Origin of the sequence: Mycolicibacter sinensis, assembly GCF_001667375.1 — a bacterium.
Classification (GTDB): domain Bacteria; phylum Actinomycetota; class Actinomycetes; order Mycobacteriales; family Mycobacteriaceae; genus Mycobacterium; species Mycobacterium sinense_A.
The window spans coordinates 22,421-49,358 of record NZ_LZIN01000060.1; the positions used below are offsets into that span (position 1 = coordinate 22,421).

Sequence of the window (26,938 nt, forward strand, 5' to 3'; positions counted from 1 at the left end):
TTTTGACGACACCGTCGTTCGTGCTGTCCGGACCGACCGGAACGCTGGTGGCCGAGGGGGCGGCGACCGGCTTCGGTGATGTCAGTGCCGCGCAGGCCGCGCTGACGTCCGGTGAAACGCCAATCGTGGTGGGCGCGTTGCCTTTCCGGCCCGGAGACGCCTGCGCCTTGTTCGCACCGAAACAAGTCCGCCGCGACGACGCGCTGTCGTTGCCGCCCGAGTCGGCGCTGCCCGCCGTGCGCATCGCCGCACAGCTGCCGGAGCCCAGCGAGCACCGCGCCCGGATCCGCCGGGCCCTGCACGAACTGACCGCGGCCCCGGGCACCCTGCGCAAAGTGGTGCTGGCCCGCGGGTTGCGCCTGGCCGCCGACGCGCCGCTGGACGCCGGCACCGTCTTGCGCCGGCTGGTCACCGCCGATCCGAGCGGCTACGGCTATCTGGTCGATTTGAGTGCCGCCGGGGACGCCTACGCCGGGGCGGCCCTGGTGGGCGCCAGCCCCGAATTGCTGGTCGCCCGCGACGGCGACCGGGTCACCTGCCGGCCGTTCGCCGGCTCGGCGCCGCGCTCCCCCGACCCGGCCGTCGACGCCGCCAACGGCGCCGCGCTGGCCGAATCCGGTAAGAACCGCCACGAGCACCAACTGGTCGTCGACCAGTTGCGCACCGCGCTTGCGCCGCTGTGCACCGAGCTCGACATCGCGCCGGCGCCGCGCCTGACCGGCACCGCCGCGGTCTGGCACCTGAGCACCCCGATCACCGGCCGGCTCCGCGAATCCGCCACCACTGCACTGGATTTGGCGCTGGTGCTGCACCCGACGGCGGCGGTCGGCGGATTCCCGACGGCGGATGCGCTCGACCTCATCGGCCAACTGGAGGGCGACCGCGGTTTCTACGCCGGCGCGGTCGGGTGGTGCGACGCCGGCGGCGACGGCGCCTGGGTGGTGTCGATCCGCTGCGCGCAATTGTCCGCCGACCGGCGATCCGCGCTGGCCCACGCCGGTGGCGGGATCGTCGCCGAGTCCGACCCCGACGAGGAGCTGGCCGAAACCGTGACGAAGTTCAGCACGATCCTGACGGCGCTTGGCGTTTCGCCGCCCAGCGCAGCGCCGCGGGACTGAACAGCGCCGCCAGCACCGCCACCGCGGCCGCGCCGACCAGCACGCCGTAGCCCCAGCGGTGCGAGCCGACTCCCAGGTACCAGGCCACCGGCAGCAGCGTCATGTTGACGAACACCGCGATGCCGCGGCCGAGCCGCCGGCCCCGCAGCAACCCCCAGCCGGCGGCCAGCACCGCGGCCCCGACCAGCGCGAACCACGCCGCGGTGCCGTAGCCGTTGACCACCCGCTGATCCGCTCCGGCCACGGCGCGCACCACCAGCGTCGCGGCGACCGCCAGCCCGGCCACCCCCTGGACGGCGACGATCAGGCCCGCACCGCGCACAGCGCGCGGGAGATCGGCGACGGCGTTCACGCCGACAGCCTAACCACCGGGTGCCATCGCTTCGATGCCCATAGACTGGTATCCCGTGCGCGCCGTGCTGATCGTCAACCCCAATGCCACCTCGACCACCGCCGCCGGACGTGACCTGCTGGCCTACGCGCTCAAGAGCCGCCTCGACCTGAGCGTGGTGCACACCGACTACCGGGGCCACGCCATCGAGATCAGCCAGGCCGCGGCCCGCGACGGGGTCGATCTGGTCATCGCGCACGGCGGCGACGGGACGGTGCACGGCGTGGTCAACGGCCTGCTCGGACCGCCCGGTTCGGCGCCGCCGAAGCACCTGCCCGCGGTGGCGGTGGTGCCGGGCGGTTCGGCGAACGTCTTCGCCCGCTCGCTGGGGATTGCCGCCGACCCGACCGTCGCCACCAACCAGGTGATCGAATTGATCGACGGCCGTGGCGGCCAGCCCCGGTGGCGCCGGATCGGGCTGATCGACTGCGGTGAGCGGTGGTCGGTGCTCAACGCGGGAATGGGCGTCGACGGGGAGGTGGTGGCCGCGGTGGAGGCCGAGCGCGAGAAGGGCCACGCCGTCACCGCGCTGCGCTACGTTCGGGCGGCGGTTCCCGCCGTGCTGGCCACCACGCGTCGCGCGCCGACGTTGACGCTGCAGCTGGGCGACGACGAGCCGGTCGCCGGCGTGCACTTCGTGTTCATCTCGAACTGCAGTCCCTGGACCTATGCCGATGAACGCTGCGTGTGGACCAACCCCAATACCACGTTCGAGGCCGGGCTGGGGGTGTTCGCAACCACCAGCATGAAGGTGCTGCCCACCTTGCGGCTGGTCCGGCAGATGCTGTCCAAGCGGCCGAAGCTGAGCGCCAAGCAGCTCATCCGGGACGACGATGTGACCGTTCTGCGCGTCGACGCCGGCGACACACCGATCGCCACCCAGATCGACGGTGAGTATCTCGGACTGCGCAGTGCGATGACGTTCCGCGCGGTGCCCGACGCCCTCAGCGTCGTCGCTCCTGCGCCGAAAAGCCCCGCTGAACTGCGGAGATAGCGCCTAATGCGGCCAATGAGCACACAGTTGAAACCACTGTAGTACACCCCGTGCGCCGGTTTGGGAGCAACCCCGCGCAAGCGTGACGTTGGCCACGTGATAACGGACACTCTTGACATCTGTCCAAGCTGTGAAACGATCGAGAAATCGGATGCAAGCCGTATTCATTTCTTGCCGCCGCTTATAACAGCCGAAAATCAACGTGCGCGCCCTGCTGCGCTCAGAGTGAGGAGTTGGAGACTTATGGATTGGCGCCACAAGGCGGTCTGTCGCGACGAGGACCCAGAGCTGTTCTTCCCGGTGGGAAACAGCGGGCCTGCACTTGCTCAGATCGCTTCCGCTAAGCAGGTCTGCGCCCGGTGCCCGGTGGTCACCGAGTGCCTTACCTGGGCGCTGGAGACCGGCCAGGACGCCGGTGTGTGGGGCGGCATGAGCGAGGACGAGCGGCGCGCCCTCAAGCGCCGCAACGCCCGGACCCGGGCACGCAGCGGGGTCTGACCCCAGCAGAGGACTGTCGACGCGGCTCCGACCTGGTCGGGACCGCGTCGTTCTGTGCGCCCTTTTCTAGGGGCCCTTACAGTGCCTGACGGGTCCGCCGGCTTCCGACCGGAATCCGCAGCACCATCTCGGTGCCGCCGCCCGGGGCGTCGCGCGCGGTCAGCGAACCGCTCAGTTCCGCCGAGACCAGGGTGTTGACGATCTGCAGGCCGAGCCGGTCCGAGGTCTCCAGCCGGAATCCGGCGGGCAGGCCGTGGCCGTCGTCGTGCACCACCACGTCGAGCCAGCGCGCCGACCGTTCGGACCGGATCATCACCCCGCGCCGATCCGCATCCGCGGAGAAGGCGTGCTCGATCGCGTTCTGCACCAGTTCGGTGATCACCATGACCAGGGCGGTCGCCCGGTCGGCGTCGAGTGTGCCGAGCGTTCCGGTGCGCGCCACCCGGATCGGCGTGTCCACGCTGGCGACGTCGTTCATCATCGGCAGGATCCGGTCGATCACCTTGTCCAGGTTCACCACCTCGTCGACCGACATCGACAGCGCTTCGTGCACTTGGGCAATCGACGACACCCGCCGCACCGATTCCAGTAGCGCCTCGCGCCCTTCGGTGTTGGCGGTGCGGCGGGCCTGCAGGCGCAGCAGCGCCGCCACGGTCTGCAGGTTGTTCTTCACCCGGTGATGGATCTCGCGGATCGTCGCGTCCTTGGACAGCAGCGCGCGGTCGCGGCGCTTCACCTCGGTGACGTCGCGGACCAGCACCGCGGCCCCGGCCGGCTCGCCGTGCACGATCAGCGGCAGGGTGCGCAGCAGCACCACCGCGCCGGCCGCGTCGACCTCGAATCGCATGCTCGATCCGCCGGTCAGCGAATCGCGGACGTGCTCGGCCAACTCGTGCGCCTCGAACGGGTCGGAGATCAGCGGCCGGGTGACGGCCACCAGATCGTGGCCGGCGAGTTCGGCGGCCAGGCCCATCCGGTGGTAGGCCGACAGCGCGTTCGGACTGGCGTAGCTGACCGTGCCGTCGACGCCCAGGCGGATGAAGCCGTCGCCGACCCGCGGACTCGAACGCGACACCGCGATGTCACCGATGTTGGGGAAGGTGCCCTCGGAGAGCATGTGCACCAGGTCCGCCGCGCAGTCCAGGTAGGCCGCCTCCAGCCGGCTGGATTCGCGCCCGCCGGTCAATGCGGTCTGGTGGGTCAGTACAGCCACCACCCGGCCGCCGTGCCGGACCGGCACGGCCTCCGTATGACGTTGCCCGGCAAGACCTTCCCGCCCGATCACGCCCGATTCGAACGCCCCGGACACCAGCGGCATCGACGCCGCGTCGGCGACGGTTCCGACGGCGTCGGTGAGCAGCACCGTGGCCGCGGTGTTGGGTCGGCACTGCGCGACGCAGACCAGCGCGCCGCCGGCGCCGGAGTCGCGGCGCACCCACATGAGGTAGTCGGCGAATGACAGGTCAGCCAGCAGTTGCCACTCCCCGACCACGGCGTGCAAGTGGTCCACCGCGTTGCCGGGCAAAACGGTGTGTTCGGCAAGCAGGTCACCGAGGGTGGACATGGGTCATGTCACGTGGCGAATGCTGCGGTCAGCTGATCACGGCGATGAGGTCGCCGGCCTGGATGACGTCTCCGACCTTCACGGCCACCTTGCTGACCGTGCCGGCGGACTCGGCCAGCACCGGAATCTCCATCTTCATCGACTCCAGCAAGACCACGGTGTCGCCCTCGTTGATCTGTTCGCCCTCGTGGACCACGACTTCGAGCACGCTGGCCACGATCTCCGCGCGAACGTCCTCGGCCATCTTCACCTCGTTCATCATCCAGTCGACGGTTCCGGCGATCACCCGAATTTCTTCGTCTTATGGAACCACAACCCCGCTCGGGGGTTGAGCGGGGCGCACGCTTGGCGCCCTGGCCGGCATCCGCTCGGTTCGCCGACTAAGTGAACTCCAAGACAATTAAGCGGTTCTAGAGAGTTCCTTCCGTGACCGTGTCGTGTTTCTGCTGTGACAATTGCATAGCACCGTTACTCCAGTGTTTCGAACGCGTGACGTATTCGCCGTGACGCGGGGACGAATCGAAGTCGAACTGAGGAGTGCGCGTTGTCTGAAAACCGTTTTGCGAACCCACGAGTCCGGTTGCCGCTGGTCTGCGCCGGCGCCATGACGCTGGCCAGCCTCGGATTCGGGGTGGCGTCCGCCAAAGCCGCCCCGACGCTGGTCGACGACCCGCTGCCGATCCCGGCCCCGATCGGCGCCCCGGCGCTGCCCGGCGTGCCCGGGCCGGCCGTTGGAACCTCGTCGGCGGGCGTGAATGCCGCCAACTCCTTCCTGCAGGCGCTCAACGGCATGCTCAACCGCGTGGTGCCCGGGGTGGGCTCGATCATGCCCAGCGACGTCAGTTCGCTGACCCCGCCGGCCGCTGGCGTGCCGGGAGCTCCGGGGGTGGGGACTCCGCCGCCGGGGACTCCGCCGGCCTTTGGCGCGCCCGCCGCCGGGCCGGCCGCAATCGTGCCGCAGACGCTGGCCGGGGCGCGCAGCTTCCACTGAGTGACCGCGGCGGCGGGGCCGGTCGACTCCCAGGCCCCGCCACCGGCGTCACACCCCGAGGTATGAGAGACTGTCCAGCCGGAAGATGCTAGGAGGATCACCATGGCAAAGCGTGGCCGCAAGAAGCGCGATCGCAAGTACAGCAAAGCCAACCACGGCAAGCGCCCCAACGCTTAAACGCTGTCCCTAGCCGTCCGGCCGTTCCGGGCCGCCCTAGCCTTCGCGGTGGATGATCGTGGTGCGGCTGATCTCCATCCGGACCCGCTCGTAGAGCTGGCGCGGTGCCTTGTCGCCACTGCATTTGCGAGCGATCAACGCCTTGATCCGTTCTTCGACGCCGTAGTGCCGCAGGCAGCCGGGGCATTCCTCGAGGTGCCGGCGCAGCTTGGCCCTGGTCTCGGCGGTGCATTCGCCGTCCAGCAGGGTCCATACCTCGGCGATGACCTCGGAGCAGTCGGCGGCCGGGCCGTCGGGGCCCGGGGTGGCGCAGTCACTGGTGTGCTCGGTCACGACGACACCTCCTCCGATGCCTGGCCGTCACGGATGAACCCGCGGTCCTTGGCGACATCGGCCAACAGACTGCGCAACTGGCGCCTGCCGCGGTGCAGACGCGACATCACCGTGCCGATCGGCGTATCCATGATCTCGGCGATCTCCTTGTACGGGAACCCTTCGACGTCGGCGTAGTACACCGCCATCCGGAACTCTTCGGGAAGCTGTTGCAGCGCCTCTTTGATCTCGGTGTCCGGCAGCAACTCCAACGCCTCGACCTCCGCCGAGCGCAGGCCGGTCGACGAGTGCTCGGCGGTGGCGGCCAGCTGCCAGTCGGTGATCTCATCGGTTGGATATTCGGCGGGCTTGCGCTGCTTCTTGCGGTAGCTGTTGATGTAGCTGTTGGTCAGGATGCGATACAGCCACGCCTTGAGATTGGTGCCCTCCCGAAAGGACCGGAAGCCGGCGTAGGCCTTGACCATGGTCTCTTGCAGCAGGTCCTCGGCGTCAGCGGGATTGCGCGTCATCCGCAGCGCGCCGCCGTAGAGCTGATCGAGCATCGGGATCGCGTCGCGCTCGAAGCGCGCCGTCAGTTGCTCGTCGGTCTCGTCGGAGCGCACCGGGGCCCTCGACTCCGTCGAAGCCGCGGTATCGGTCCCACTTTCGGCGTCAGCCATCTTGATCGCTGCAGTCCCTTCTGTCGCGGTGCCCACAACCCACGATGGCTCGATTTCCAACAGACCGATCGCCGTTGACACCCGGACTCCTTCCCGATCCTAGGACCGTGACCGACAACTGCGCGTAGTGACCGCACACCCCTTGCTCAACAGCGTCGGCCACGATGCTATTTCCGGCCGTATCCTGGCTCGGTGAGTCGCGCGGCAACCCGGGCCATCGCGGCCCTGATCGCCGCTCAGGTGCGCCACGAGGTGCTGCACTACCACCACGACCCGGACCAGCGGTCTTTCGGAGCCGAGGCCGTCGAGCAGCTCGCCACCGCGGGGCCGGCCGGTGTGCGGCCCGAGCAGGTCTTCAAAACGTTGATCGTCGAGCTCTCCGGGGCGACGCCGCCCGCCTTGGCGGTCGCGGTGCTGCCGGTACCGGCGAAGCTGTCGTTGAAGTCCGTCGCTTCCGCGCTCGGCGCGCCCAAAGCGGCGCTGGCCGATCCGGCGGTGGCGCAACGAGCGACCGGCTACGTGCTGGGCGGGATCTCGCCGTTCGGCCAGCGCAGAGCCCTGCCGACGGTCGTCGACGCCTCGGCAGCGGACTTCGGCCGGGTGCTGTGCAGCGCGGGCCGACGCGGCTGGGACGTGGCGGTGGCGCCGGCGGATCTGATCCGGCTGACCGTTGCGGTCGTCGCGGATATCAGCGCCCGGTGAGAGCCGTGCTCAGACGCGCGGTGTGTCCCCCAGCGCGTCGTCGATGGTCGTGCAGAACGACAACTCACCGTCGAGGCCTATCGCTTTCACCATCCGGCCGACGATGGGCTGGCCGCTCACCAGGCAGAGCTCGATGCCCCGGCGCCGGCACGTGGCCGATTCCTCGATCAACACGCCGAACGCGCACACCGCCATGAACTCCAGCCCGCTGGCGTCGACGATCAGCGGACCCGGGACCGCGGTGACCGCAGCGGCCTCGCCGACCAGGCGCCGCCAGACGGCGACGTTCGACGCGTCGACACTGCCGCCGGCCGAGACCACCAGCGCCGAGCCGCTGCGTTCCAGCACGACGCGCACCTCGTCCGCCGGAGGAGCCGCCACCGAGACGAGCACCTCGCTGAGCCGGACGGGACCATCCTGGGCCGACAGTTCAGCGACACCCGCTGGGTCCGACGCTCCCCCGGACCCGCGCCATGCCGCGCAGCGACCGAGTTTACGGCGTAAACCGAAGAGCATGCGGATGAAGCTACGCCGAATCGTTTACGTTGTAAACCCGACGGCAATGGCGAGCAGCGCGAGGGTCGCCAGCGCCACCGACCAGGCCCGCCGGCCCGACAGCGAGGACTGGCAGCCGGCGACGGCCGGACGAATCTCCGCACCGCCATCCGCCGCTCCCGTCGGTGCCCGGCGAACTCTGTCGCCGGGCGGCGCGCCGCCCGGAACGAAACGCGCCCCGCCCGAACTCGGGCGGGGCGGGCGTTCGCGGTCGTTGTTCAGTCCCGGAAGGCGTCTTTGATGTTCTCGCCGGCCTTCTTCAGGCTGGACTTGCCCTGGTCGGCTTTGCCCTCGTTCTTGAGGCGGTCGTTGCCGGTGGCCTTCCCGGCAGCCTCTTTGACCTTGCCCGCGGCGTTCTGCGCCGCGTTTCTCGCCTTGTCCGCCAGTCCCATGCGAAGCTCCTCCCTCAGGTGTGCGTGTGACAGGCAAATACCCACCCGGTTTACGGCGTAAACCCTGGTCGGGGGCGGCGGACCTCAGCGTCGGGCGAGCAGCAGCTCGAGCCGGTCCAGCATGGCTTCCAGCGCCTCTTCGAATTCGGCGCTGCTGTGGTCCTGGGACAACATCGGCTGCAGCCGCTGCAACTGCCGATAACTCGACAGGTCACGCGCGGGCCGGCAGCTGTCGTCGAGCAGGGTCTCGTCCGGGTGGAGCTGCGCGCCGCGCGCGGACACCTCCAACAGCAGGTGCCCGATCAGGAAGGTGGTGTAGGAGCGGTAGGACTCCACCGCGGCGCTGTCGTCGAACCCGTAGGAGATCAGCGTGTCCAGGAAGCTGTCCATCCAGCGCAGGCTGCGCAGCGGCGGCCGAACCCACGGCGCCTCGGGGGCCTGGGTGGCGACCAGCGGGAAGACCTCCGGATGGTCGAGGGCGATCTGGCGTACCCCGTGTGCGAGGCGCATCAGGTAGTCCTGCCAGCCGTCTTCTTGTCGCCGCGCGGCGAGTTGGTCGGCATAAAGCCGGTCGATGATGTGGTCGACGACACCGGTCAGCAGGTCACCGCGGCCGTGCACGTAGCGGTAGAGCGCCATCGCCTCGACGCCGCAGGCCGCGCCCAGTGCCCGCATGGTCAGCTTCGACAGGCCGTGGCGGTCGATGAACTCGATCGCCATCTCCAGAATCGCGTCGCGGCTCAACTGCGACGACGAGCGCAGAGGTTCGCCGGTGTCGAAGTCCGCAGGTTGATGCGGCGACCGGTGGGCATCGAGATCGTTGCCATCCACCGGAACACCCCTTTTTCACTGCCCCGCCGGATGATCAGTCGAGTCATCACGTCTGCCCAAGCGTTGCGATCGGTGCCCAGTTTACGTCGTAAGCCGGCCGCGCAGCACCGGTTCTGGCCGGGACGCTCACCGCGCCGGTGACCACGGCATAGGGTGACTCCATGCCCACCTCAGGACCACTCTCCGGTAAGACCATGTTCATCTCGGGTGCCAGCCGCGGGATCGGCCTGGCGATCGCCAAGCGGGCCGCCGCCGATGGCGCCAACGTCGCGCTGATCGCCAAGACCGCCGAACCGCACCCGAAGCTGTCCGGCACTGTGTACACCGCGGCCGCCGAGATCGAGGACGCCGGCGGGCAGGCGCTGCCGATCGTCGGCGACATCCGCGACGGGGACTCGGTGCGCAATGCCGTCGCGGCTGCGGTGGAGCGATTCGGCGGGATCGACATCTGCGTCAACAACGCCTCGGCGATCAACCTCGGCTCGATCCTCGAGGTGCCGCTGAAACGCTTCGACCTGATGAACGAGATCGAGGTGCGCGGCACCTACGCGGTGTCGCAGGCCTGCATCCCGCACATGATCGGCCGGGACAACCCGCACATCCTCACCCTGTCGCCGCCGATCCGGCTGGAATCCAAGTGGCTCAAGCCGACCGCCTACATGATGGCCAAGTTCGGGATGACGCTGTGCGCACTGGGGATCGCCGAAGAGCTGCGTTCGCACGGGATCGCGTCCAACACGCTGTGGCCGCGCACCCTGATCGCCACCGCCGCGGTGCAGAATCTGCTCGGCGGCGACGAGGCGATGGCCCGGGCCCGCAAACCCGAGGTCTACGCCGACGCCGCCTACGCGATCATCACCCGGCCGGCCGACACCTACACCGGCAAATCGCTGCTCTGCGAGGACGTCCTGCTCGAGGCCGGTGTCAACGATCTGTCGGTCTATGACTGCGTGCCCGGCAGCGACCTGGGTGTGGACCTGTGGGTGGACACCGTCAACCCGCCGGGCTACGTGCAACCGTGAGTGCCACCGTGGCGCAGAGCCGGTCAGAAAGACGCGGCAACGCCCCGTGAGGTGGCGTCGCCGGCCGGTGGGGCGCCGAGGTAGAAGCGCTCCACCAGCGAGGTGGCCATGGCGGCGACGTCGTCGCCCAGTGGGTACATGTGCCGATACTGCAGCACCTGCTTGCCGATCAGTCCGAGCCGTTCACCGAAGGCCGGCAACCGGCCCGGGTCCAGCAGCGGAGCGTTAAACGCCGGTCGGTCGGCACGCTGGAATTCGAAGGCCGCGCTGATCCGCGGGGCCTCACCCAGCCGGCTGCCCCGCCCACCCCAGTGCAGGATCGCCTGGTTCCAGGCCATCAGGCTGCCGGCGGTGGCCGGGACCGCGCGGATGTCCTGCGGGTTGTAGACGACGTTGTTGTCGGTGCCGTCCCAGCGCCGCTGCCGGAACCGGTCATCGAGGTGGGCGGGCAGAAAGTACATGCACCCGTTGAGGGGTGTGGCGTCGCTGAACGGCAGCCACACGGTCAGCGTGTGCGGCGAGTTGTCGGCATCCAGCGTCGACATCACCCGATCGCGATGCGGACCCCAACCCGTCGCGTCGTCGTCAGGGTTGACGTGCCAGACCCAGAAGTCGGGCAGCGCGCGATATCCCTCCCCGAGCACCGCGGTCAAAAAGCCCGAAAGCCCCTGAAACGCCAGCCACAACTGGTCGTAGACGAACGCGAACGGCAACGGAATCCCCAGCCGGGACAGCGTCGACACCGCGTCGCGAATCGGTGCGACCACCGATTCGCCCAGCGCGTCGGGCACCCGGATGTAGCCCTCGCGCTTGAGGGTCGCCAGCATCGGGTCGGTCTCGCCGATGTCCGCAGCGGCGGCGGCGGCGTCACCGTCGATCGACAGCTGCGGGCACAGGGCGGTCCAGAAATCCCGCCGCTGGGCGTCGTACGCGGTGAGCGGGCCGGTCATCGCGTCATCGTAACGTCGCCGGTTGCGGCCGGTTTCCGGTAAACCAGCCAGCGCATCTCGATCGGGCAGGCTTCCGGCTGCACATCGAACACGTCGAGGCCGCGGGTCCACTCGGCGTACCAACCGGTGGGCGGCCAGGCGCCGTCGGGCAGATGGGTCTTCTCGTAGTCGTACACCGAATCGTCGGAGACCAGTTGCAGGCCCAGCCCGCTTGCCGCATCGCTGATCTCACCCCGGGTGAAGAACATGTTGTAGCACTGCTGGCTCAGTTCCCGGGCGGCCCCGTCGGGCAGATAGCCGTCGCGGGTCACGAACACGTTGAACACCAGACGTCCGCCCGGGGCCAGCCGCCGGGCTGCCAGTTCGAACATGTCGCGCAGCTGCCCGGTGGTCCGGAAATCCGGCGTGACCTCCGAGAGCACGATCAGTTGATAGTCGCTGCGCAAGTCGTCGCCGGCGGCGAAGACGTCGCGGTGAATGACGCGGACCTCGAGTGCCTCGCGATAGGCGTCCGCGCGAAGGTTGTCGGCGAACATCGGCGTCATCTCGACCGCGTCCACCGGGTGCCCGCGCCGGGCCAGGGCCAGGCTGTTGCGTCCGGTCCCGGCACCGATGTCGAGCACCCGGCAGCCCCGCGGATCGCCGGCTTCGCCGGCCAGCGCCCAGACCCGCGCATCGGGTTCGGTGCCGAACAGCGGCGGTTGGCGGGTGTTGACCCAGTTCTCGTAGCCGGCTTCGATCGTGGTCCATTCGGCGCGGACCACGTAGTTCAGCACCTCGCCGACCGGGACGTCATAGCTGATGACGATGGTCGACCGCGCCGACGCCTCGAACGCCGCGGCCAACTCCTTCTGCAGGATGGTCCTCAGCTGATCCCGTTGCTCGACAGCGAGCGGCGTGCCCAGGCCGGCGAACACCGTGTCACACATCTTCACGTACTCGTCGAGCATGCCCGGAACAGCCATCAACCTGATCTGCCCGGTGGCAACCGCCCTGCGATACAGCCGCCGAGCCATCGCGTCGTGCAACTCCTGTGGGCGGGCCGAAGCGTGCGGCGACTTCTCCATCGCACCGTTCTACCCAATCGGCAGACCGTCTGCCCAGCGATCAGCCGGAATCGCCCGCGCCGCTTGGCTCCTGCGCCGTCAGCGGGATGACCAGCCGGAAGCAGGCGCCGCCGTCGTGGGGCACACACGTCAGCCGGCCGCCGTGCGCGTCGGCCAGCGCCCGCGCGATCGGCAGACCCAGCCCGGCGCCGCCGTGGTCTCGGCCGCGGGCGCTGTCCAGGCGCACCAGCCGATCGAAGATGCGCTCGGTGTCCTCGGCGCGGATCCCGATGCCGGTGTCGGTGACGGTCACGTCGGCCGCGCCGCCGACGCGGCGCACATCGACGGTGATGTGCCCACCGGGCGGGGTGTAGCGGCGCGAGTTGTCCAACAGATTCGACAGGATCTGCGCCAGCCGGGTGGGATCCGCCCGGACGGCCAAGGCGTCCAGACCGGTGCGGCCCAGGTTCAGTTGCGGGGCCAGTAACGCCGCCCGCTCGAGCTGAGTGTCGACGATCCCGATCAGATCGATGTCTTTGCGCTCCAGTGGCAGGCCGGCGTCGATGTAGCTGAGGTCGAGCATGTCGGTGACCAGCCGGGTGGCGCGGCGGGCTTCGGTGAGCAGCATCGTGGCGCGGCGATGCTGGCGGAGCACTTCGGGGTCGACTGCGTCCTGGCCACCTTGGCCGACGTCCTGGCCGACGTTGCCGGCGATCTGTTCGGCGGCGGCCTGGATGCCGGCGATCGGAGTGCGCAGCTCGTGGGCGGCGTCCGCCAGAAAGCGCCGTACCGCCGCTTCGGCTCGCTGCGCCGCGTCGGCGGCTCGCTGCGCGCGCTTCTCGGAATCCTCCAGCTCATCGAGCATGTCATCGAAAGCGCTTGCCGCGCGGCCGAGTTCGGTTTTCGGCCGGTCGGGACGCAGCCGCCTGCCGCGGTCTCCGGTGGTGATGTCGCGGGCCAGATCGGTGAGCCGGTCCAGCGGAGCGAGCATGGCCCGGCTCACCCCGGCCAGCAGAATCGCCGCCACGAGCAGCGTTCCCAGCCCGGCTTCGATCATCAGGCGCTGCAGTCGGCGCATCGTCTCGACCACCTCGGTGGTGTCGGCGACCAGGATCACCCGTCCGCCGTTGGCCAGCGGGTGCACCAACACCGTTGCGGTGTCGTCGGGTTCCAGCGGCGGAGGCGGAAACCTCGATCCGGTGGTCGCATCGGGTTCGATCGCGGGATCGCCGAAGCTGGCTCCGTCCGCGGTGACCACGAGCGCGCTGACGACGCCTCCGTTGAGCTGCTCAGCCAGTTGGTCGGCGGAAATCCCCAGTGCCACCAGGGAATCAGCGCGCTGCGTGGCGATCGACAGGCGCTCGTGAAGGCTGCGGTTGGCCATCGCGGTCAACGTGGCGTTGATGACCAGGCCCATGGTGAGCATCAACAGGGCGAGCAGTCCCAAGGCCATCACCGTCAGACGGCGCCGTAGCGACGGGGTGGCGGTCATGAGGCCGACAGTTGCAGCCGGTAGCCGATCCCGCGCACGGTGTGCAGGATCCGCGGCCCGTGCGCCTCCAGCTTCTGCCGCAGCCCGCTGATGTGGACCTGAACCAGGTTGGGGTCGTAGGCCTCATAGCCCCACACCGCGTTGAGGATCTGCGCGCTGCTGACGATTCGGCCACGCTGTTCGACGAGGTAGACCAGCACCCGCAGCTCGGTGGCGGTCAGACCCAGCGGGGTCCCCGAGCGCGACGCCACCCCGGCGTCGACGTCGACCATCAGGTCGCCGAACTGCACGGCCGCCGGCAGCCGGCCCCGGCGGCGCAGCACCGCACCGACCCGCGACACCAGTTCGGCGAGCTCGAACGGCTTGACCACGTAGTCGTCGGCGCCGCTGTCGAGCCCGCGCAGCCGGTCGGGCAGGCCGTCGCGCGCGGTGAGCAGCACCACGCCGACCTCGCCCCAGCGCAGGATCACATCCATCAGGGCGAAGCCGTCGCGTCCGGGCAGCATCACATCGAGCACCACCAGATCCGGCCGGAACCCGTCGAGCACCTCCTCCAGCCCGCTGCCGTCGGCTTGGGCATCGGTCAGATACCCGGCGTCGACCAGCGCCTCGCTGACCATCTCCCGGATCGTCTCCGAATCCTCCACCACCAGCACCCGCGGAGTTCCCACGCTGAAGCTCTCGGCGGCACGCGCTAAGGGATTGCCGCCGCGCCGGTCGGCGGACCGGGAATCGGCCATGGTCCATTGATAACACCGCCACGCCCGGATGGGGAGCGCCCGACGGCCGATTTTCGTCGACCGCCGGATTCTTCAGGTTCACTTCAAGTTCACCGTTTACCGTCCCACCAGCGAATGCGGACAGTGGTGCGCCCAGCGGCCCGTCGACCGACGCGAACCGGGGGGATTCAGGAGAGACCATGATGCTTATCACCAACAGAACTGTCTAGCAATGGATTTCGCTGCACTGCCGCCGGAGCTCAACTCGTCCCGGATGTACTCCGGGGCCGGCGCCGGGCCGTTGCTGGCCGCCGCCACGGCCTGGAACTCGCTGGCCGCCGAACTGAACGCCGCCGGCCTGGCCTATGACTCGGTGATCGACGAATTGTCCAGCGGCTGGGCCGGACCCAGCTCCGCGGCGATGGCGGCCGCCGCCACCCCCTATGCCCAGTGGATGCACGCCACCGCGGCCCAGGCCGAGTACGCGGCGGCCCAGGCCCGAACCGCCGCCGCGGCCTACGAGGCCGCGTTCGCGATGACCGTTCCACCGCCGGTGGTCACCGCCAATCGCGCACAGCTGATGACGCTGCTGGCCACCAACTACCTGGGCCAGAACACCGCGGCCATCGCTGCCACCGACGCCCAGTACTCCGAGATGTGGGCCCAGGACGCGACCGCCATGTACGGCTACGCCGGTAGTTCCGCGGCTGCCAGCAGGCTCAGCCCGTTCACCCAGCCGCCACAGACCACCAACCCCGCGGGGGCGGCGAACCAGGCGGGCGCCGTCGGACAGGCGGCCGCCACCGCGACCGGCAGCCACGCCGATACGGTGGCCTCGGCGGTCACTCAGGCGCTGCAGGGCCTGACCTCACCGGGTGCCGCGGCGGCCGGATCCGATGCGTCCCTGTTCAGTTCGATCGGATCGGCGGCGGCCCTGGAGCCCGGTCTGGCGGCCTCCTACGCGGCGTTGGCGGCCAGCCTGTTCGGCACCTTCGTGATCGACTCGGCGGGCACGTTCGGCGTCGACGCTGCCGGTTCCTTCGGTATCGACCTGATCGGGATCGGCGAGATCGAGAGCGAACTACTGCCGGAGATGGCGCTGGCCAGCGCGGTGACCCCGGTGAGCGCCGGAATGGGCGAAGCCGGCACGCTCAGCGGGTTGTCGGTGCCGCAGGCCTGGGCCACCGCCGCCCCGACCACCACGGTGATCCAGCAGGTCGGCGGGGCGTTGCCCACAGCCGCCGAGAGCGCCGTCCCGGTCGCGGCCGGCGCCACCGCACTGCCGCTGGCCGCGATGGCCGCCGCCGGTCTGGCCGGGCGCGCCACCGCGGGCGTCGGGCGGGGCCGCGGCGGCGCCGCGTCGGTCAAGGCGCCCGCGAAAACGGCCGCCAGACGGCCGGCCCGCCCGACCGTCAAGCTGCCCGGCCAGCCGGAGGAGCCGGCAGCGCCGCCGGTACGACCGCTGAACGGTCCGATCACCCGGATCTCCGGCGAGCTGCGGGAGCTGGCTGACCTGCGCGACGCCGGGATCCTCACCAAAGAAGAGTTCGCTCAGGAGAAGCGGCGCCTACTCGGCCGGTAACACCATGGATTTCGCGTTCTTACCGCCGGAGATCAACTCGGGCCGGATGTATTCCGGCGCCGGCGCGGGCCCGCTGCTGGCAGCCGCGTCGTCCTGGGATGCCCTGGCCGCCGAACTGAACACCGCGGGCCTGGCCTACGAGTCGGTGCTCACCGAGCTCTCGTCCGGCTGGGCGGGGCCCAGCGCCGCCGCGATGGCCGCGGCCGCGGCGCCATATGCCCAGTGGATGCGTACCACCGGGGTCCAGGCCGAGGAGACCGCCATCCAGGCCCGGGCCGCCACCGCCGCCTATGAGGCCGCGTTCGCCATGACGGTGCCGCCACCGGTCATCGCCGCCAACCGCAGCCTGCTGATGACGCTGGTCGCGACCAATTTCCTGGGCCAGAACAGCGCCGCGATCGCGGCCACCGAGGCCCACTACGCGCAGATGTGGGCCCAGGACGCCACCGCCATGTCCGGCTACGCCGCTGGTGCGGCCGCCGCCACCAAGCTCGTCCCGTTCACCCAGCCGCCGCGCACCACCAGTTCCGCCGGGTCCGCCGCCCAGGCCGCTGCGGTGGGGCAGGCCGCCGTCACCGCCGCCGAGGGCCAGGGTGAGGGACTCCTCGCCGGCATCACCCAGGCGCTGCAGGGCTCCACCTTCCCGGCCGGATCGTCGGCGGGTGCGTCGGCGCTGGCCGGCGTCATCGGCCCGCTGACGGCCGCGGCCTCGGCCAGCGCGCCCACCATCGAGCTCTCCAACGCCGGCCTCGAACTCGTCGTCGACTCGATCGGAACGTTCGGCATCGATGTGCTCGGCACTTTTCTGATCGATCCGCTCGGCGTTTTCGGGATAGCCGAGGAAGTGGCCCGGGCCGCGCTGGCCGGCGTGCTACCGGTGGTGGCCAGCATGTCCTCGGCGACCTCGATCAGCGGCTTGTCGGTGCCGCTGGCCTGGGCGTCTGCGGTGCCGTCGGCGATCGGGCCGGTCGGCGTGTCGTTGGTGTCCGCCGGTGCCTCCACCGGCCAGGCGGCCGGAGCCGTCGCCGCCGGCGAGACGATGGTCCCCGCGGTGGGGATGGCCGCGGCGGGCCTGGCGGGCCGGGCCAGCGCGGGTGCCGCCCGGGGTCAGCGGGTCCCGACCACCGGCAGCACCACCGCCCGACGGCCGGCCCAGCGCCCCGACGAGCTGCCGGAGCTGACCCCGGAGTCGGCCTTCGGCCTGCTGATGGGCGCCGACGTCGAACTGCGCGAACTGGCCGAGCTGCGCAGCGCCGGCATCCTCACCGAGGACGAGTACGCCGCCGAGAAACGCGCCCTGGTCGGCCGGTAGGTCGGCCTCGGGCTACAGCAGGTAGGCCTGTTCGGGCTGCGGCACGGCCGGCGCGATCAACTCCGGCCCGTTGTTACGCACACTGTTGACCAGTGTCGACACCTCACGCAGCACGATCCCCCGCGTGTCCGGACGCGCGGCCAGCAGCGCGGTGTCCACCGGAGAATCCGGATCCAGCCAAGCGTCCCAATGGCTTTCGGGAAACAGCAGCGGCATCCGATCATGGATCCCGGCGAGTTCGCCGACCGCATCGGTGGTGATGATCGTGACGCTGAGCAGCGGGGCGGATCGCCGGTCGGCCCGCCAGACCGACCACAGGCCGGCGGCGAACAGCATCGCGCAGTCACCGTGGATATAGAACGGTGTCTTGCGGGCCTTGGTTCCGCCGGGTTCGGCGCGCCATTCGTAGAAGCCGTCCATCGGCACCAGGCAGCGCCGGTGTTCGGCGGCCGAGCGGTAGGCCGGCGAGGTGGTGACCTTGTCGGCGCGGGCGTTGATCAGCAGCGGACCGGCGGCGACCGGCGCGCCGTCGGGGCCGGCTTTGGTCCACGGCGGCACCAGTCCCCACCGCATCAACCGGACCCGGCGGGTCGGCATATCGTCGGGATCGGTGTGCCGGCTGACCACGGCCGCTACCGGGTCGGTGGGCGCGACGTTGTAGCTGGGGCCCGGAACAGCGTCCGCCGGCACCTCGTTGACCGCGTCGATCCGCTCGGCCAGCAGCGCCGGATCGGTGGTTACCGCGAAACGACCGCACATGCCTCCATGGTGACAGTTAATCGAGTCGGGTGGCGGTGACGGCCCAGAACGGCATGTGCACCAGGTTGTCTTCGAGCAGCGGCTGCAGAATCGCGAACCGCTGCGCCAGCGCACGGACCCCGGCCACCAAATCCTCCCGGCCGAGCGCCTCCATCACCGCGATCATCTCGGTGAAGGCATTGGGGTCGAAGGTGCCCTGATAGGTGGTGGTTCCGATGTGGTCGATGCGCCACCCCGCTTCGGCGAGCACCGGCCCGAACCGCTCGGGCGACAGGCCGTCCAATTGCCAGCCGTTGACATTGTGACGGCCCGCCTCGAACATGAACAGCCGCGCCTGCGGCTTGGTAGCCCGATGCAGGGTGCGCGCATACCGCAGTTGGGTTTCCTCGTCGTCCTGAAAGACGTGGTAGAACGCGCTGTCGACGACGGTGTCGAAGCGGCCGTCGAACCCGGCGAGTTCGACGGCGTCGGCCACCTGGAAGTCGACCGTCACCCCGGCTGCCGCGGCGTTGCGTTGCGCCTGCGCGATCGCGGCCGGGGACTGGTCGACTCCGGTCGTCGAATACCCTTGCGCCGCATAGTAAATCGCGTGGTGCCCCTGGCCAGTGCCAGGATCGAGGATCTCGCCGCGCAGCGCTCCGTAGGCCACCAGTTGCTGAACCGCCGGCTGCGGGCGGCCGATGTCCCAGGGCTCGGGCGGCCCGGGTGGCGCCTCGCCGACGAAGTCGGTATCGCTGTTCATCGCTGCCCACTGTGCGTGACGCCGGTTAACGCATTCAGAACGGGCGGTGTACGAACAACGATGACCGGCCCGGTGATGGCAAGATCGCCGCTGTGCGTCTCTCAGTGCTCGACCTCGCGCCGGTACGCACCGACCAGTCCAGTCCCGACGCGCTGGCGGCCACCATGCGCCTGGCGAAGCTGGCGGACGGGCTCGGCTACAGCCGCTACTGGGTCGCCGAGCACCACAATGTCCCGTCGGTCGCGGCGACCAGCCCCGCGGTGCTGATCGCGATGCTGGCGGCCGCCACCTCGCGGATACGGATCGGCTCGGGCGGGGTGATGCTGCCCAACCACGCACCCTTGGCGGTGGCCGAGCAGTTCGCGCTGCTGGAAGCCGCCTACCCCGGCCGCATCGACCTGGGCATCGGACGGGCTGCCGGCGCGGACCCGGTGGCAACGATGGTGCTGCGCGCGCCCGTCGGCCGCGGTGATCGCGACACCGATGACTTTCCCGACCATCTCGACGACCTGATCGCCCTGCTGGGCCCGGCCGGGGTGTCGGTGGAGCTGCCCGACGGCAGTTATGTGCTCAGGGCGACGCCGCACGCGCTGAGCTCACCGCGCGTCTTCCTGCTGGGCTCCTCGATGGCCTCGGCCAGGGTGGCTGCGGTCAAAGGGCTGCCCTACGTGTTCGGCCATCACCTGTTCGGCGAGCAGACCGCCGAGGCGCTGGCCCTCTACCGGTCGGCGTTCGTGCCGAGCGAGGTCGCCGCCGAGCCGATCACCTTCCTGACCGTCAACATCGTGGTCGCCGAAACGCACGCGGAGGCAACCGCTTTGACACTTCCGCACGTGCATCTGCAGGCGCGGACGGCGACCGGGCAACCGCCGGTCCGCCTGGAACTGGTCGAAGAAGCCCAGCAGGCGATCCTCACGCCGCAGCAGCGGCGCGTCGCCCAGGGCGAATTCGAGCGCGCGGTGGTGGGAACGCCGGCCGAGGCGCTCGCGCAGTTGCGGGAGTTGGCCCGCCGGTTCGGAGTCGACGAGGTGATGCTCAATCCGGTCGCCTCGGCCCGCCGGGGCACCGATCCGGCCACCGCGCCGGGACGCGAATCCACCCTGGCGCTGTTGGCCGACACGATGAACTGAAGGTGAACTGTCGGTGACGTTTCCACGACTTCGCGGTGCGGTTCGGTGAATGAATCGGGCGCGGTTCCGAACGGCCGGTGAACAACTGCTGACAGTCTCCGAAAACGCACGTCCGCGGGTGTGTCGCGGCGTCGAAATCGCCTAGCGTCGGGGGTGCACCCAACCGGGTAGCGCGATCGATGATCGCAGAGACGAAGGACTCGACGAGGAGCGTTATGTCGTTCGTAACCACGCAGCCCGAGGCGCTACTGGCCGCGGTTGCCAACCTACGGACCATCGGGTCGGCGATGTCCGCCCACAGTGCCGCCGCCGCGGCCCCCACCACCGGCGTCGTTCCCGCCGCCGCCGACGAGGTCTCCGCGCTGACCGCAGCGCAGTTCGCCGCGCACGCCCAGGCCTACCAGGCCGTCAGCGCCCAGGCCGCGGCTGTCCACGAGATGTTCGTGAACGCCCTGAGCAACGGGGCCAGCGCCTACGCCGCCACCGAGGCCGCCAACGCGGCCGCGGCCGGTTAGGTCGCGGCCATGGATTACCTGTCCTCACCACCGGAGATCACCTCCACCAAGATCTATTCCGGGCCCGGCTCGGAACCGATGACCGTGGCGTCGTCGGCGTGGAGTTCGCTGGCCGCCGAACTGAAATCGATTGCGGCTTCCTACCGGGCGATCATCAACCAGCTGACTTCCGAGGAATGGCTGGGGCCGGCCTCGGCGACGATGGCCACCGCGGCGGCGCCCTACATCAACTGGATGGAGCTCACCGCTGCACAGGCCGAGCAGGCCGCCGGGCAGGGCCGTGCCGCCGCAGCAGCCTACGAGACGGCGCGCGCGACGATCGTGCCGCCGATGGCGGTCACGGCCAACCGCCAGCAGTTGCAGCAGTTGGTCGCCACCAACATCCTCGGGCAGAACACGCCGTCGATCGCGGCCACCGAAGCCGAGCACGGCGAGATGTGGGCGCAGGACACGATGGCGATGTATGGCTATCACGCCCAGTCCAGCGCAGCGACCACGCTGAATGAGTTCACCGCGCCGCCGAACCCGACCAACCCCGGCGGCGAGGCCGCTACCGGCAATGCGGTCGCCCAGGCGGCCGCCAGTGCCACCGGGACGCAGGCCACCAAGGCGTCCGGCACGTTGCAGGGCCTGGTGAACTCGCTGACGTCGCAGGCGACCGACACCGCCGGCAACCCCGCCCAGGACATCCTCAACGACCCGAACTACAACCTGGGCAACCAACTGATGACCCAGCTGGTGACCGGCTCGAACCTGCAGTCGAACAACATCTGTGCCGTCTGGCGTGGCGTCAGCGGTGTGCTCGGCCTGCAGAAGTTGGGTGCCGACGCGATGAAGGGCGCCTCCAGCGCCGCCTCGAGTGCCGCCGGTGCGGCGTCGGGTGCCGCCAACGCCGCCTCGGGCGCGGCCGGTTCGATCGGCGGCCTCTCGGTACCGCCCACCTGGGTTCCGCCCGCGCCGCCGGTGAGCACCCTGGGCCCGGTGTCCGGCGGCTCGTGGGTCCCGGTCGGACCCGCGGCGGCGGCTCCGGTTCCGTCGGCGGGCGGAATCCTCGGTACGACTCCGATGACGCCCCCGACCGGCATGCCCGGTATGCCCGGCGTCCCCGCGGCCGCGGCCGGCGCGGCCGGTGCGGGATACCGCGGGTTCGGCGCGCCCCGCTACGGGACCGCGTTGACCGTCATGCCACGGCGTCCGTTCGGCGGATAGCACCAAGGGGCCAAGTGATCGACTACGGGGCACTGCCACCGGAGATCAATTCCGCACGGATGTACGCGGGAGCCGGGTCCGGCCCGATGCTGGCAGCTGCGACAGCCTGGGATGTGCTGGCTGAAGAGTTGAGCCTGACCGCGGCTGCGGTGGACATGACCATCGCGGATCTGACCAGCGGCCCGTGGCGCGGTCCCTCGGCCACGGCCATGGCGGCCGCGGCACTGCCGTTCACCACTTGGTTCAAGACCACCGCAGCCCAAGCCGAGCTGGCCGCCAGCCAGGCCAAGGCCGCCGCGGCCGCCTTCGAGGCCGCGTTCGCGATGACCGTTCCTCCCCCGGTGGTGCTGGCCAACCGGGTCCAGCTGATGACATTGGTCGCCACCAACTTCTTCGGCCAGAACACCCCGGCGATCGCGGCGACCGAAGCCCACTACGCGGCGATGTGGGCGCAGGACGCCGCGGCGATGTACGGCTACGCGGGTGGTTCTGCCGCGGCCACCCAGCTGTCGGAGTTCACCTCGCCGCCGCAGACCACCAATCCCGCCGCGCCTGCCACCCAGGCCGCCGCGACCGCCCAGGCGGCCGGCAACTCCACAGCCTCGCAAATGTCTTCGCAGTCGCTGACCGCCATGCAGTCGCTCGCACAGGCTGGCACCGCAACCGGATCACCAGCCGCACCGGGGAGCGGCACCGTGCCGCCTACCACGGCAGCCCTGCAACAGATGGTCAACCAGCTGACGACGTACACCCGCCTGGCCAACTCGTCCATGGGGCTCTTCCGGATCGGCGACTCCGTCGGCCAGGGGCTCAACGGCTGGGAGGTTTCCGGCCAGGCCGTCGCGGACTCCAAGGGTTTCTTGGCAACCCTGGCGCCGGCCGTGGAGGCGACCAAGAGCGTGGGGACCGCCGCCGCCCACACCCCGGGTTTCGGCGCCGCGACGCCATCGGCCGCACTGGGCAAGGGGATGCAGATCGGCAGCCTGTCGGTGCCGCAGAGCTGGCCGGTAGCGCCCAGTCCGGCCAACCAGGCGGCGAGCCTGGTATCGAGCCGGGTGGCGGCATCAGCGGCCTCCGAGGCCGGAGTGGCGCCCCGCGGCATGGCCGGAATGGCCGGGCTGCCCGGGGCCAGTGCCGCTGCCGCCGGCGGGCCCACCGGCTTCCGGTTCGTGCCGCGCTACGGCTATCGCCACCGGGTGATGAACCGGCCGCCCAGCGCCGGGTAACCGCGGTTTAACGCCGAACGCGAAGTTAGCTTCACGCTGGGCGTCGTCGACGATCGAATCAGGCCGGTTTGGCCGGCTTGGGCATATCGCCGACCACCTCCGCCGGTGCGTCACCGAAGCGGCTGGCGACCACCGGCACCCAGATCTGGGCACCGCGCTGGCCGCACTCGTTGGTGTCGACGGTGGCGACCATCGCCCCGTGCAGCACGCCCGCGATGGTCGGCTCCAGCGACAGCACCTGCGTGGTGGTCTGGTTGTCCAACCGCCCGTCGGGTCCCACACACGGCGCCGGCAGCTGCTCGGGCCGGGACCGCCAGGTGTCGCCGGTGTATTCGAGCACCATGTCGGTGCCGCCGTCGGGCAGCGTGGCCGCCTTGTGGTGGTCCTTCTGATCGAGCATGGTCGCCGTGGCGGTGCACAGGTTCTGGTCGCACGACGACCGGACCGCCCACCAGGTGCTCACGTTGGGCGGCTGGGGATTGGGTACACCGTTGTACTTCTCCCCCGCCCGGTTGGCATCGACACGGTAGGTTCCCTCGAACGCCGGCGCCTTGGCCGGCGGCGGCACGACGGCGGCCGGCGCCTCACCGGCCGCATTGGCCCTCTCCGGTTGCTCGTCGGCCAGCAGCCCCGGAACGACGGTCGCCACCGACCCCACCAGCACCAGCGCCAGCGGCAGGACAATGGCCGGCCGGGCCAGTACGGCCAGTCGGCGCCGACGCGGTGCTACCAGGGCCGCCGGCACCGGAACGCCCCGCACGACGGTGCTGGCGGCGTCGGAGGGCTCATCTGCCTCCGAGTCGTCGAGCCGCTCGGCCAGCGCCGCGACGAAATCCGAACAGTTCCGGAACCGCTCGGCGGGGTCTTTGGCCAGCGCCGCAGCGAGCACGTCGTCGAAGGGTTGCAGCTCAGAACGCTGCGCGCTCACCAGCGGCGGCGGGGTGTTCAGGTGGTGGCTGATCACGGTCACCGGGTTGTCGTGCTGAAACGGCGGCGTTCCGGTGAGCATCTGGAAGGTGGTGGCGGCCAGCGCGTACTGGTCGGCGAATTCCAGCCCCTCGGAACCCATCAGTTGCTCCGGCGCGGCGTAGGCGATGGTGCCAATCGCCAGGTTGCTCGCGGTCAGCCCGCTGGGGCCGCTCAGTTGCCGGGCGATGCCGAAGTCGGCCAGCACCGCGTTCAGCCCGCCGTCCTCCTGCTCGGTCACCAAGATGTTGCTCGGTTTGACGTCGCGGTGCACCACGCCTTTGCGGTGGGCGTAGTCGAGCGCGTCGGCGATGGAGGCCACGATCGGGATGACCTCAGCAGCCGGCATTCCGGCCGGAAATCTGCGGAAGATCAGTTCGCCAAGCGTCTCGCCGTCGATGTACTCCATCGCGATCCACAGCCGACCGCGGAACTCGCCGCGATCGTGCACCCGCACGATGTTCGGGTGGTCGAGCACGGCGGCGGCTTCGGCCTCGCGCCGGAAGCGCTCCTCGTACTCCTCGTCGGCGCTCAACGACCGGCGAAGCACCTTCAGCGCATCGCGGCGCGGCAGGCGTGGGTGCTCAGCGAGATACACCTTGCCCATCCCACCAGCGCCCAACAATTTGAGGATGGTGTACTCAGCAAAAATCGAGCCCACTCCCAGAGCCATGCCCCTAATGGTAATGATCCTGGGTGAACGGCCGGGTGATGCAAAGCGGCCAACCGGCAAAGAACCGCCGGGTTGATGCGGCGGCCCCAGCCTCGCTGGCAGGATGAACCTGTGACGACTTGGCCGGCCCCGACCACCAGCACCCCAGTCGACGCTACGGTCACCGTGCCCGGCTCGAAGTCCCAGACCAACCGGGCGCTGATCCTGGCGGCGCTGGCGGCGGCGCGCGGCGGGCAAGTCTCCACCCTCTCCGGTGCGCTGCGCAGCCGCGATACCGATTTGATGCTTGACGCGCTGCGCGCCTTGGGGTTTTGGGTCGAGGCGGTGGCCCACCAGGTCACGGTCAGCGGCGAGATCGACCCTGGGCCCGATACCCGGTTGAACTGCGGTCTGGCCGGCACCGTGTTGCGGTTCGTGCCGCCGCTGGCGGCGCTGGGCACCGCCTCGGTGATCTTCGACGGTGACGAGCAGGCCCGCGACCGGCCTATCGCGCCGCTGCTGGACGCGATGCGCGGCCTGGGTGTCGCCGTCGACGGTGACACGCTGCCGTTCGCGATCAAGGGCGCCGGGTCGGTCGCCGGCGGCACCGTGCAGATCGACGCCTCGGCGTCCTCGCAGTTCGTCTCCGGCTTGCTGCTGGTCGGCGCCGCCTTCGACGCCGGATTGACCGTGCGGCACACCGGTGCGTCGTTGCCCTCGGCGCCGCACATCGCGATGACGGTCACGATGCTGCGCCAAGCCGGAATCGAGGTCGACGACACCACCCCGAACTGCTGGCGGGTGCAACCGGGGACGCCGGCGGGCCGGCACTGGGAGATCGAGCCGGACCTGTCCAACGCCACCCCGTTCCTGGCCGCCGCGGTGGTCACCGGCGGCACGGTGCGCATCGCCGACTGGCCGACCGCCGGCGTGCAGCCCGCCGCGGTCATCACCGAGATCTTCAGCCGGACCGGCGCCGTCGTCGATCACTCGGATACCCAGCTGGAGGTGCGCGGACTGCGGACCTATGACGGCTTTGACGTGAACCTGCGCGCAGTCGGCGAGCTCACGCCGACGGTGGCCGCGCTGGCCGCCCTGGCCGCACCCGGGTCGGTGTCGCACCTGCGCGGAATCGCGCATCTGCGCGGGCACGAGACCGACCGGCTGGCGGCCTTGACCACCGAGATCAACCGGCTGGGCGGCCAGGCCGTCGAGACGGCCGACGGCCTGGAGATCACCGCGACACCGCTGCACGGCGGAACCTGGCACTCCTATGCCGATCACCGGATGGCCACCGCCGGCGCGATCATCGGGTTGCGGGTCGCCGACGTCGAGGTCGAGGACATCGAGACGACCGCCAAGACGCTGCCGGCGTTCCCCCGGATGTGGGCGGAGATGCTGGCCGAGTCGGGTTCGGGCGCTTGAAGCCCGGCGACTACGACGAATCCGACGTCAAGGTCCGTTCCGGCCGGGGCTCCCGACCGCGCACAAAAATCCGGCCCGAGCACGCCGACGCGCAGTCGGCCATGGTGGTCAGCGTCGACCGCGGCCGGTGGGGTTGTGTACTCGCCGACGACCCGGACCGCCAGGTCACCGCGATGCGCGCCCGCGAGCTGGGCCGCACCCCGATCGTCGTCGGCGATCACGTCGACGTGGTCGGGGACCTGTCCGGCCGGCCCGACACGCTGGCCCGCATCGTCCGGCGCGGAGCCAGGCGAACGGTGTTGCGGCGCACCGCCGATGACACCGATCCGACCGAGCGGGTGGTGGTCGCCAACGCCGACCAGCTGCTGATCGTGGTGGCCCTGGCCGATCCGCCGCCACGCACCGGCCTGGTCGAGCGGGCGTTGATCGCCGCCTACGCCGGTGGACTGGCGCCGATTCTGTGCCTGACCAAGACCGACCTGGCCGATCCGAAACCGTTCGCCGGCCAGTTCGCCGATCTGGACCTCACGGTGGTCACCGCCGGCCGCGACGATCCGCTCGAGGCGGTGGGCGCGTTATTGGTCGACCGGATCACCGTACTGCTGGGCCACTCCGGAGTCGGCAAATCAACCTTGGTGAACCGTCTTGTCCCCCAAGCAGATCGAGCTGTCGGTCAAGTCACCGACATCGGCCGCGGGCGGCACACCTCCACCCAGTCGGTGGCGCTGCGACTGGTCGGATCCGGCTGGGTGATCGACACCCCGGGTATCCGATCGTTCGGCCTGGCCCACATCGCCCCCGACGACGTGCTGATGGCGTTCTCCGACCTCGCCGAGACGATCACCGAATGTCCGCGCGGCTGCGGGCACCTGGGACCTCCCGCCGATCCCGAATGCACCCTGGACACCCTCACCGGGCCGGCCGCACGGCGGGTCGCCGCCGCACGACAGCTGTTGGCGACGCTGCGCGAGACCTAGGGACCGCAG

At 70.1% G+C, this 26,938-nt stretch carries 30 protein-coding genes; 15 read left to right on the plus strand and 15 right to left on the minus strand.

Annotated features, from left to right (window positions below; genetic code table 11):
* Positions 1–2 precede the first annotated feature (2 nt).
* A complete protein-coding gene (locus tag A5771_RS11955; protein ID WP_109401113.1) occupies positions 3–1,118 on the plus strand; it encodes an isochorismate synthase in 1,116 nt (371 codons plus the stop codon).
* Here A5771_RS11955 and A5771_RS11960 read toward each other — a convergent pair.
* Complete coding sequence (locus A5771_RS11960; protein ID WP_064855431.1) at positions 1,060–1,470, minus strand: hypothetical protein; 411 nt, start codon at positions 1,468–1,470, stop codon at positions 1,060–1,062. The two genes, A5771_RS11955 and A5771_RS11960, sit on opposite strands and share 59 nt — an antisense overlap.
* Positions 1,471–1,525: 55 nt before the next feature.
* Between A5771_RS11960 and A5771_RS11965 the strand changes: the two genes are divergently transcribed.
* The gene (locus A5771_RS11965) at positions 1,526–2,503 is read left to right on the plus strand and encodes a diacylglycerol/lipid kinase family protein (RefSeq protein ID WP_064855432.1); all 978 of its coding nucleotides are present in this window, start codon (positions 1,526–1,528) and stop codon (positions 2,501–2,503) included.
* Positions 2,504–2,746: 243 nt separating this feature from the next.
* Positions 2,747–3,001 carry a WhiB family transcriptional regulator gene (locus A5771_RS11970; RefSeq protein ID WP_019737187.1) on the plus strand — a complete coding sequence of 85 codons (255 nt, stop codon included), beginning with the start codon at positions 2,747–2,749 and terminating at the stop codon, positions 2,999–3,001.
* A 76-nt stretch (positions 3,002–3,077) separates the two neighbouring features.
* Here the strand turns inward: A5771_RS11970 and A5771_RS11975 are convergent, their stop codons facing one another.
* Together A5771_RS11975 and A5771_RS11980 are read right to left on the minus strand one after the other, a co-directional pair.
* Positions 3,078–4,565, minus strand: a complete 1,488-nt coding sequence (locus tag A5771_RS11975; protein ID WP_064855433.1) for a sensor histidine kinase — start codon at positions 4,563–4,565, stop codon at positions 3,078–3,080.
* A gap of 28 nt (positions 4,566–4,593) precedes the next feature.
* The gene (locus A5771_RS11980) at positions 4,594–4,809 is read right to left on the minus strand and encodes a biotin/lipoyl-binding carrier protein (protein WP_064855466.1); all 216 of its coding nucleotides are present in this window, start codon (positions 4,807–4,809) and stop codon (positions 4,594–4,596) included.
* Positions 4,810–5,109: 300 nt separating this feature from the next.
* Between A5771_RS11980 and A5771_RS11985 the strand changes: the two genes are divergently transcribed.
* Together A5771_RS11985 and A5771_RS24650 are read left to right on the plus strand one after the other, a co-directional pair.
* Complete coding sequence (locus tag A5771_RS11985; RefSeq protein WP_131808912.1) at positions 5,110–5,556, plus strand: hypothetical protein; 447 nt, start codon at positions 5,110–5,112, stop codon at positions 5,554–5,556.
* Positions 5,557–5,658: 102 nt separating this feature from the next.
* Positions 5,659–5,733 (plus strand): 50S ribosomal protein bL37, encoded by a 75-nt coding sequence (locus A5771_RS24650; protein ID WP_089025046.1) that lies wholly within the window; start codon positions 5,659–5,661, stop codon positions 5,731–5,733.
* A 36-nt stretch (positions 5,734–5,769) separates the two neighbouring features.
* On the opposite strand, the gene rsrA is transcribed toward A5771_RS24650, so the two are convergent.
* The gene (rsrA, locus tag A5771_RS11990) at positions 5,770–6,066 is read right to left on the minus strand and encodes a mycothiol system anti-sigma-R factor (RefSeq protein WP_064855435.1); all 297 of its coding nucleotides are present in this window, start codon (positions 6,064–6,066) and stop codon (positions 5,770–5,772) included.
* The gene (locus A5771_RS11995) at positions 6,063–6,725 is read right to left on the minus strand and encodes a sigma-70 family RNA polymerase sigma factor (RefSeq protein ID WP_207545436.1); all 663 of its coding nucleotides are present in this window, start codon (positions 6,723–6,725) and stop codon (positions 6,063–6,065) included. The genes rsrA and A5771_RS11995 overlap by 4 nt, the downstream gene beginning before the upstream one ends.
* A 192-nt stretch (positions 6,726–6,917) precedes the next feature.
* Between A5771_RS11995 and A5771_RS12000 the strand changes: the two genes are divergently transcribed.
* Positions 6,918–7,427, plus strand: a complete 510-nt coding sequence (locus tag A5771_RS12000; protein WP_064855437.1) for an aminoacyl-tRNA deacylase — start codon at positions 6,918–6,920, stop codon at positions 7,425–7,427.
* Positions 7,428–7,436: 9 nt separating this feature from the next.
* Here the strand turns inward: A5771_RS12000 and A5771_RS12005 are convergent, their stop codons facing one another.
* The 3 genes from A5771_RS12005 to A5771_RS12015 all read right to left on the minus strand — a co-directional run bounded on the left by A5771_RS12005 (position 7,437) and on the right by A5771_RS12015 (position 9,094).
* Positions 7,437–7,808 (minus strand): anti-sigma factor antagonist, encoded by a 372-nt coding sequence (locus tag A5771_RS12005; RefSeq protein WP_234783032.1) that lies wholly within the window; start codon positions 7,806–7,808, stop codon positions 7,437–7,439.
* Between the two features lie 392 nt (positions 7,809–8,200).
* Positions 8,201–8,374, minus strand: a complete 174-nt coding sequence (locus tag A5771_RS12010) for a CsbD family protein (protein WP_064855439.1) — start codon at positions 8,372–8,374, stop codon at positions 8,201–8,203.
* An 84-nt stretch (positions 8,375–8,458) separates the two neighbouring features.
* Positions 8,459–9,094 carry a TetR/AcrR family transcriptional regulator gene (locus tag A5771_RS12015; protein WP_082947202.1) on the minus strand — a complete coding sequence of 212 codons (636 nt, stop codon included), beginning with the start codon at positions 9,092–9,094 and terminating at the stop codon, positions 8,459–8,461.
* Positions 9,095–9,366: 272 nt separating this feature from the next.
* Here A5771_RS12015 and A5771_RS12020 point away from each other — a divergent pair, with 272 nt between their 5' ends.
* Positions 9,367–10,227 carry an SDR family oxidoreductase gene (locus A5771_RS12020; protein ID WP_082947201.1) on the plus strand — a complete coding sequence of 287 codons (861 nt, stop codon included), beginning with the start codon at positions 9,367–9,369 and terminating at the stop codon, positions 10,225–10,227.
* Between the two features lie 23 nt (positions 10,228–10,250).
* On the opposite strand, the gene A5771_RS12025 is transcribed toward A5771_RS12020, so the two are convergent.
* Genes A5771_RS12025 through A5771_RS12040 form a run of 4 tightly spaced genes read right to left on the minus strand, consistent with a single transcriptional unit; the run spans position 10,251 to position 14,455 of the window.
* Complete coding sequence (locus A5771_RS12025) at positions 10,251–11,177, minus strand: phytanoyl-CoA dioxygenase family protein (protein ID WP_064855441.1); 927 nt, start codon at positions 11,175–11,177, stop codon at positions 10,251–10,253.
* Positions 11,174–12,244, minus strand: a complete 1,071-nt coding sequence (locus tag A5771_RS12030) for a class I SAM-dependent methyltransferase (RefSeq protein WP_064855442.1) — start codon at positions 12,242–12,244, stop codon at positions 11,174–11,176. The genes A5771_RS12025 and A5771_RS12030 overlap by 4 nt, the downstream gene beginning before the upstream one ends.
* A 40-nt stretch (positions 12,245–12,284) precedes the next feature.
* A complete protein-coding gene (locus tag A5771_RS12035; RefSeq protein ID WP_064855443.1) occupies positions 12,285–13,715 on the minus strand; it encodes a sensor histidine kinase in 1,431 nt (476 codons plus the stop codon).
* Positions 13,712–14,455, minus strand: a complete 744-nt coding sequence (locus tag A5771_RS12040; RefSeq protein ID WP_064855444.1) for a response regulator transcription factor — start codon at positions 14,453–14,455, stop codon at positions 13,712–13,714. The genes A5771_RS12035 and A5771_RS12040 overlap by 4 nt, the downstream gene beginning before the upstream one ends.
* 211 nt (positions 14,456–14,666) lie before the next feature.
* Here A5771_RS12040 and A5771_RS12045 point away from each other — a divergent pair, with 211 nt between their 5' ends.
* Complete coding sequence (locus A5771_RS12045) at positions 14,667–16,016, plus strand: PPE family protein, SVP subgroup (RefSeq protein ID WP_064855445.1); 1,350 nt, start codon at positions 14,667–14,669, stop codon at positions 16,014–16,016.
* A 4-nt stretch (positions 16,017–16,020) separates the two neighbouring features.
* Positions 16,021–17,328 (plus strand): PPE domain-containing protein, encoded by a 1,308-nt coding sequence (locus tag A5771_RS24445; RefSeq protein WP_064855446.1) that lies wholly within the window; start codon positions 16,021–16,023, stop codon positions 17,326–17,328.
* Positions 17,329–17,340: 12 nt separating this feature from the next.
* Here A5771_RS24445 and A5771_RS12055 read toward each other — a convergent pair whose 3' ends face one another.
* Together A5771_RS12055 and A5771_RS12060 are read right to left on the minus strand one after the other, a co-directional pair.
* Positions 17,341–18,087 (minus strand): SOS response-associated peptidase, encoded by a 747-nt coding sequence (locus A5771_RS12055; RefSeq protein ID WP_064855447.1) that lies wholly within the window; start codon positions 18,085–18,087, stop codon positions 17,341–17,343.
* Positions 18,088–18,103: 16 nt separating this feature from the next.
* Positions 18,104–18,829 carry a class I SAM-dependent methyltransferase gene (locus tag A5771_RS12060; RefSeq protein ID WP_064855448.1) on the minus strand — a complete coding sequence of 242 codons (726 nt, stop codon included), beginning with the start codon at positions 18,827–18,829 and terminating at the stop codon, positions 18,104–18,106.
* Positions 18,830–18,921: 92 nt separating this feature from the next.
* Here A5771_RS12060 and A5771_RS12065 point away from each other — a divergent pair, with 92 nt between their 5' ends.
* The 4 genes from A5771_RS12065 (at position 18,922) to A5771_RS12080 (ending at position 22,909) form a co-directional block, all read left to right on the plus strand.
* Positions 18,922–19,959 (plus strand): LLM class flavin-dependent oxidoreductase, encoded by a 1,038-nt coding sequence (locus tag A5771_RS12065; RefSeq protein ID WP_064855449.1) that lies wholly within the window; start codon positions 18,922–18,924, stop codon positions 19,957–19,959.
* 215 nt (positions 19,960–20,174) lie between these two features.
* Positions 20,175–20,474, plus strand: coding sequence for a PE family protein (locus tag A5771_RS12070; RefSeq protein ID WP_064855450.1), 300 nt, complete (start codon positions 20,175–20,177; stop codon positions 20,472–20,474).
* A gap of 9 nt (positions 20,475–20,483) precedes the next feature.
* Positions 20,484–21,683 carry a PPE family protein gene (locus A5771_RS12075; protein ID WP_064855451.1) on the plus strand — a complete coding sequence of 400 codons (1,200 nt, stop codon included), beginning with the start codon at positions 20,484–20,486 and terminating at the stop codon, positions 21,681–21,683.
* Between the two features lie 14 nt (positions 21,684–21,697).
* Positions 21,698–22,909: a PPE family protein gene (locus A5771_RS12080; RefSeq protein WP_064855452.1), complete on the plus strand. Its 1,212-nt coding sequence runs from the start codon at positions 21,698–21,700 to the stop codon at positions 22,907–22,909.
* A 58-nt stretch (positions 22,910–22,967) separates the two neighbouring features.
* Here the strand turns inward: A5771_RS12080 and A5771_RS12085 are convergent, their stop codons facing one another.
* On the minus strand, positions 22,968–24,548 hold the full coding sequence (locus A5771_RS12085) for a serine/threonine-protein kinase (protein WP_064855453.1): 1,581 nt from the start codon (positions 24,546–24,548) through the stop codon (positions 22,968–22,970).
* A gap of 111 nt (positions 24,549–24,659) precedes the next feature.
* Between A5771_RS12085 and aroA the strand changes: the two genes are divergently transcribed.
* Positions 24,660–25,952 (plus strand): 3-phosphoshikimate 1-carboxyvinyltransferase, encoded by a 1,293-nt coding sequence (gene aroA / locus A5771_RS12090; protein ID WP_064855454.1) that lies wholly within the window; start codon positions 24,660–24,662, stop codon positions 25,950–25,952.
* Positions 25,949–26,929 carry a ribosome small subunit-dependent GTPase A gene (gene rsgA / locus A5771_RS12095; RefSeq protein ID WP_064855468.1) on the plus strand — a complete coding sequence of 327 codons (981 nt, stop codon included), beginning with the start codon at positions 25,949–25,951 and terminating at the stop codon, positions 26,927–26,929. The genes aroA and rsgA overlap by 4 nt, the downstream gene beginning before the upstream one ends.
* The last annotated feature ends 9 nt before the right edge of the window (positions 26,930–26,938 follow it).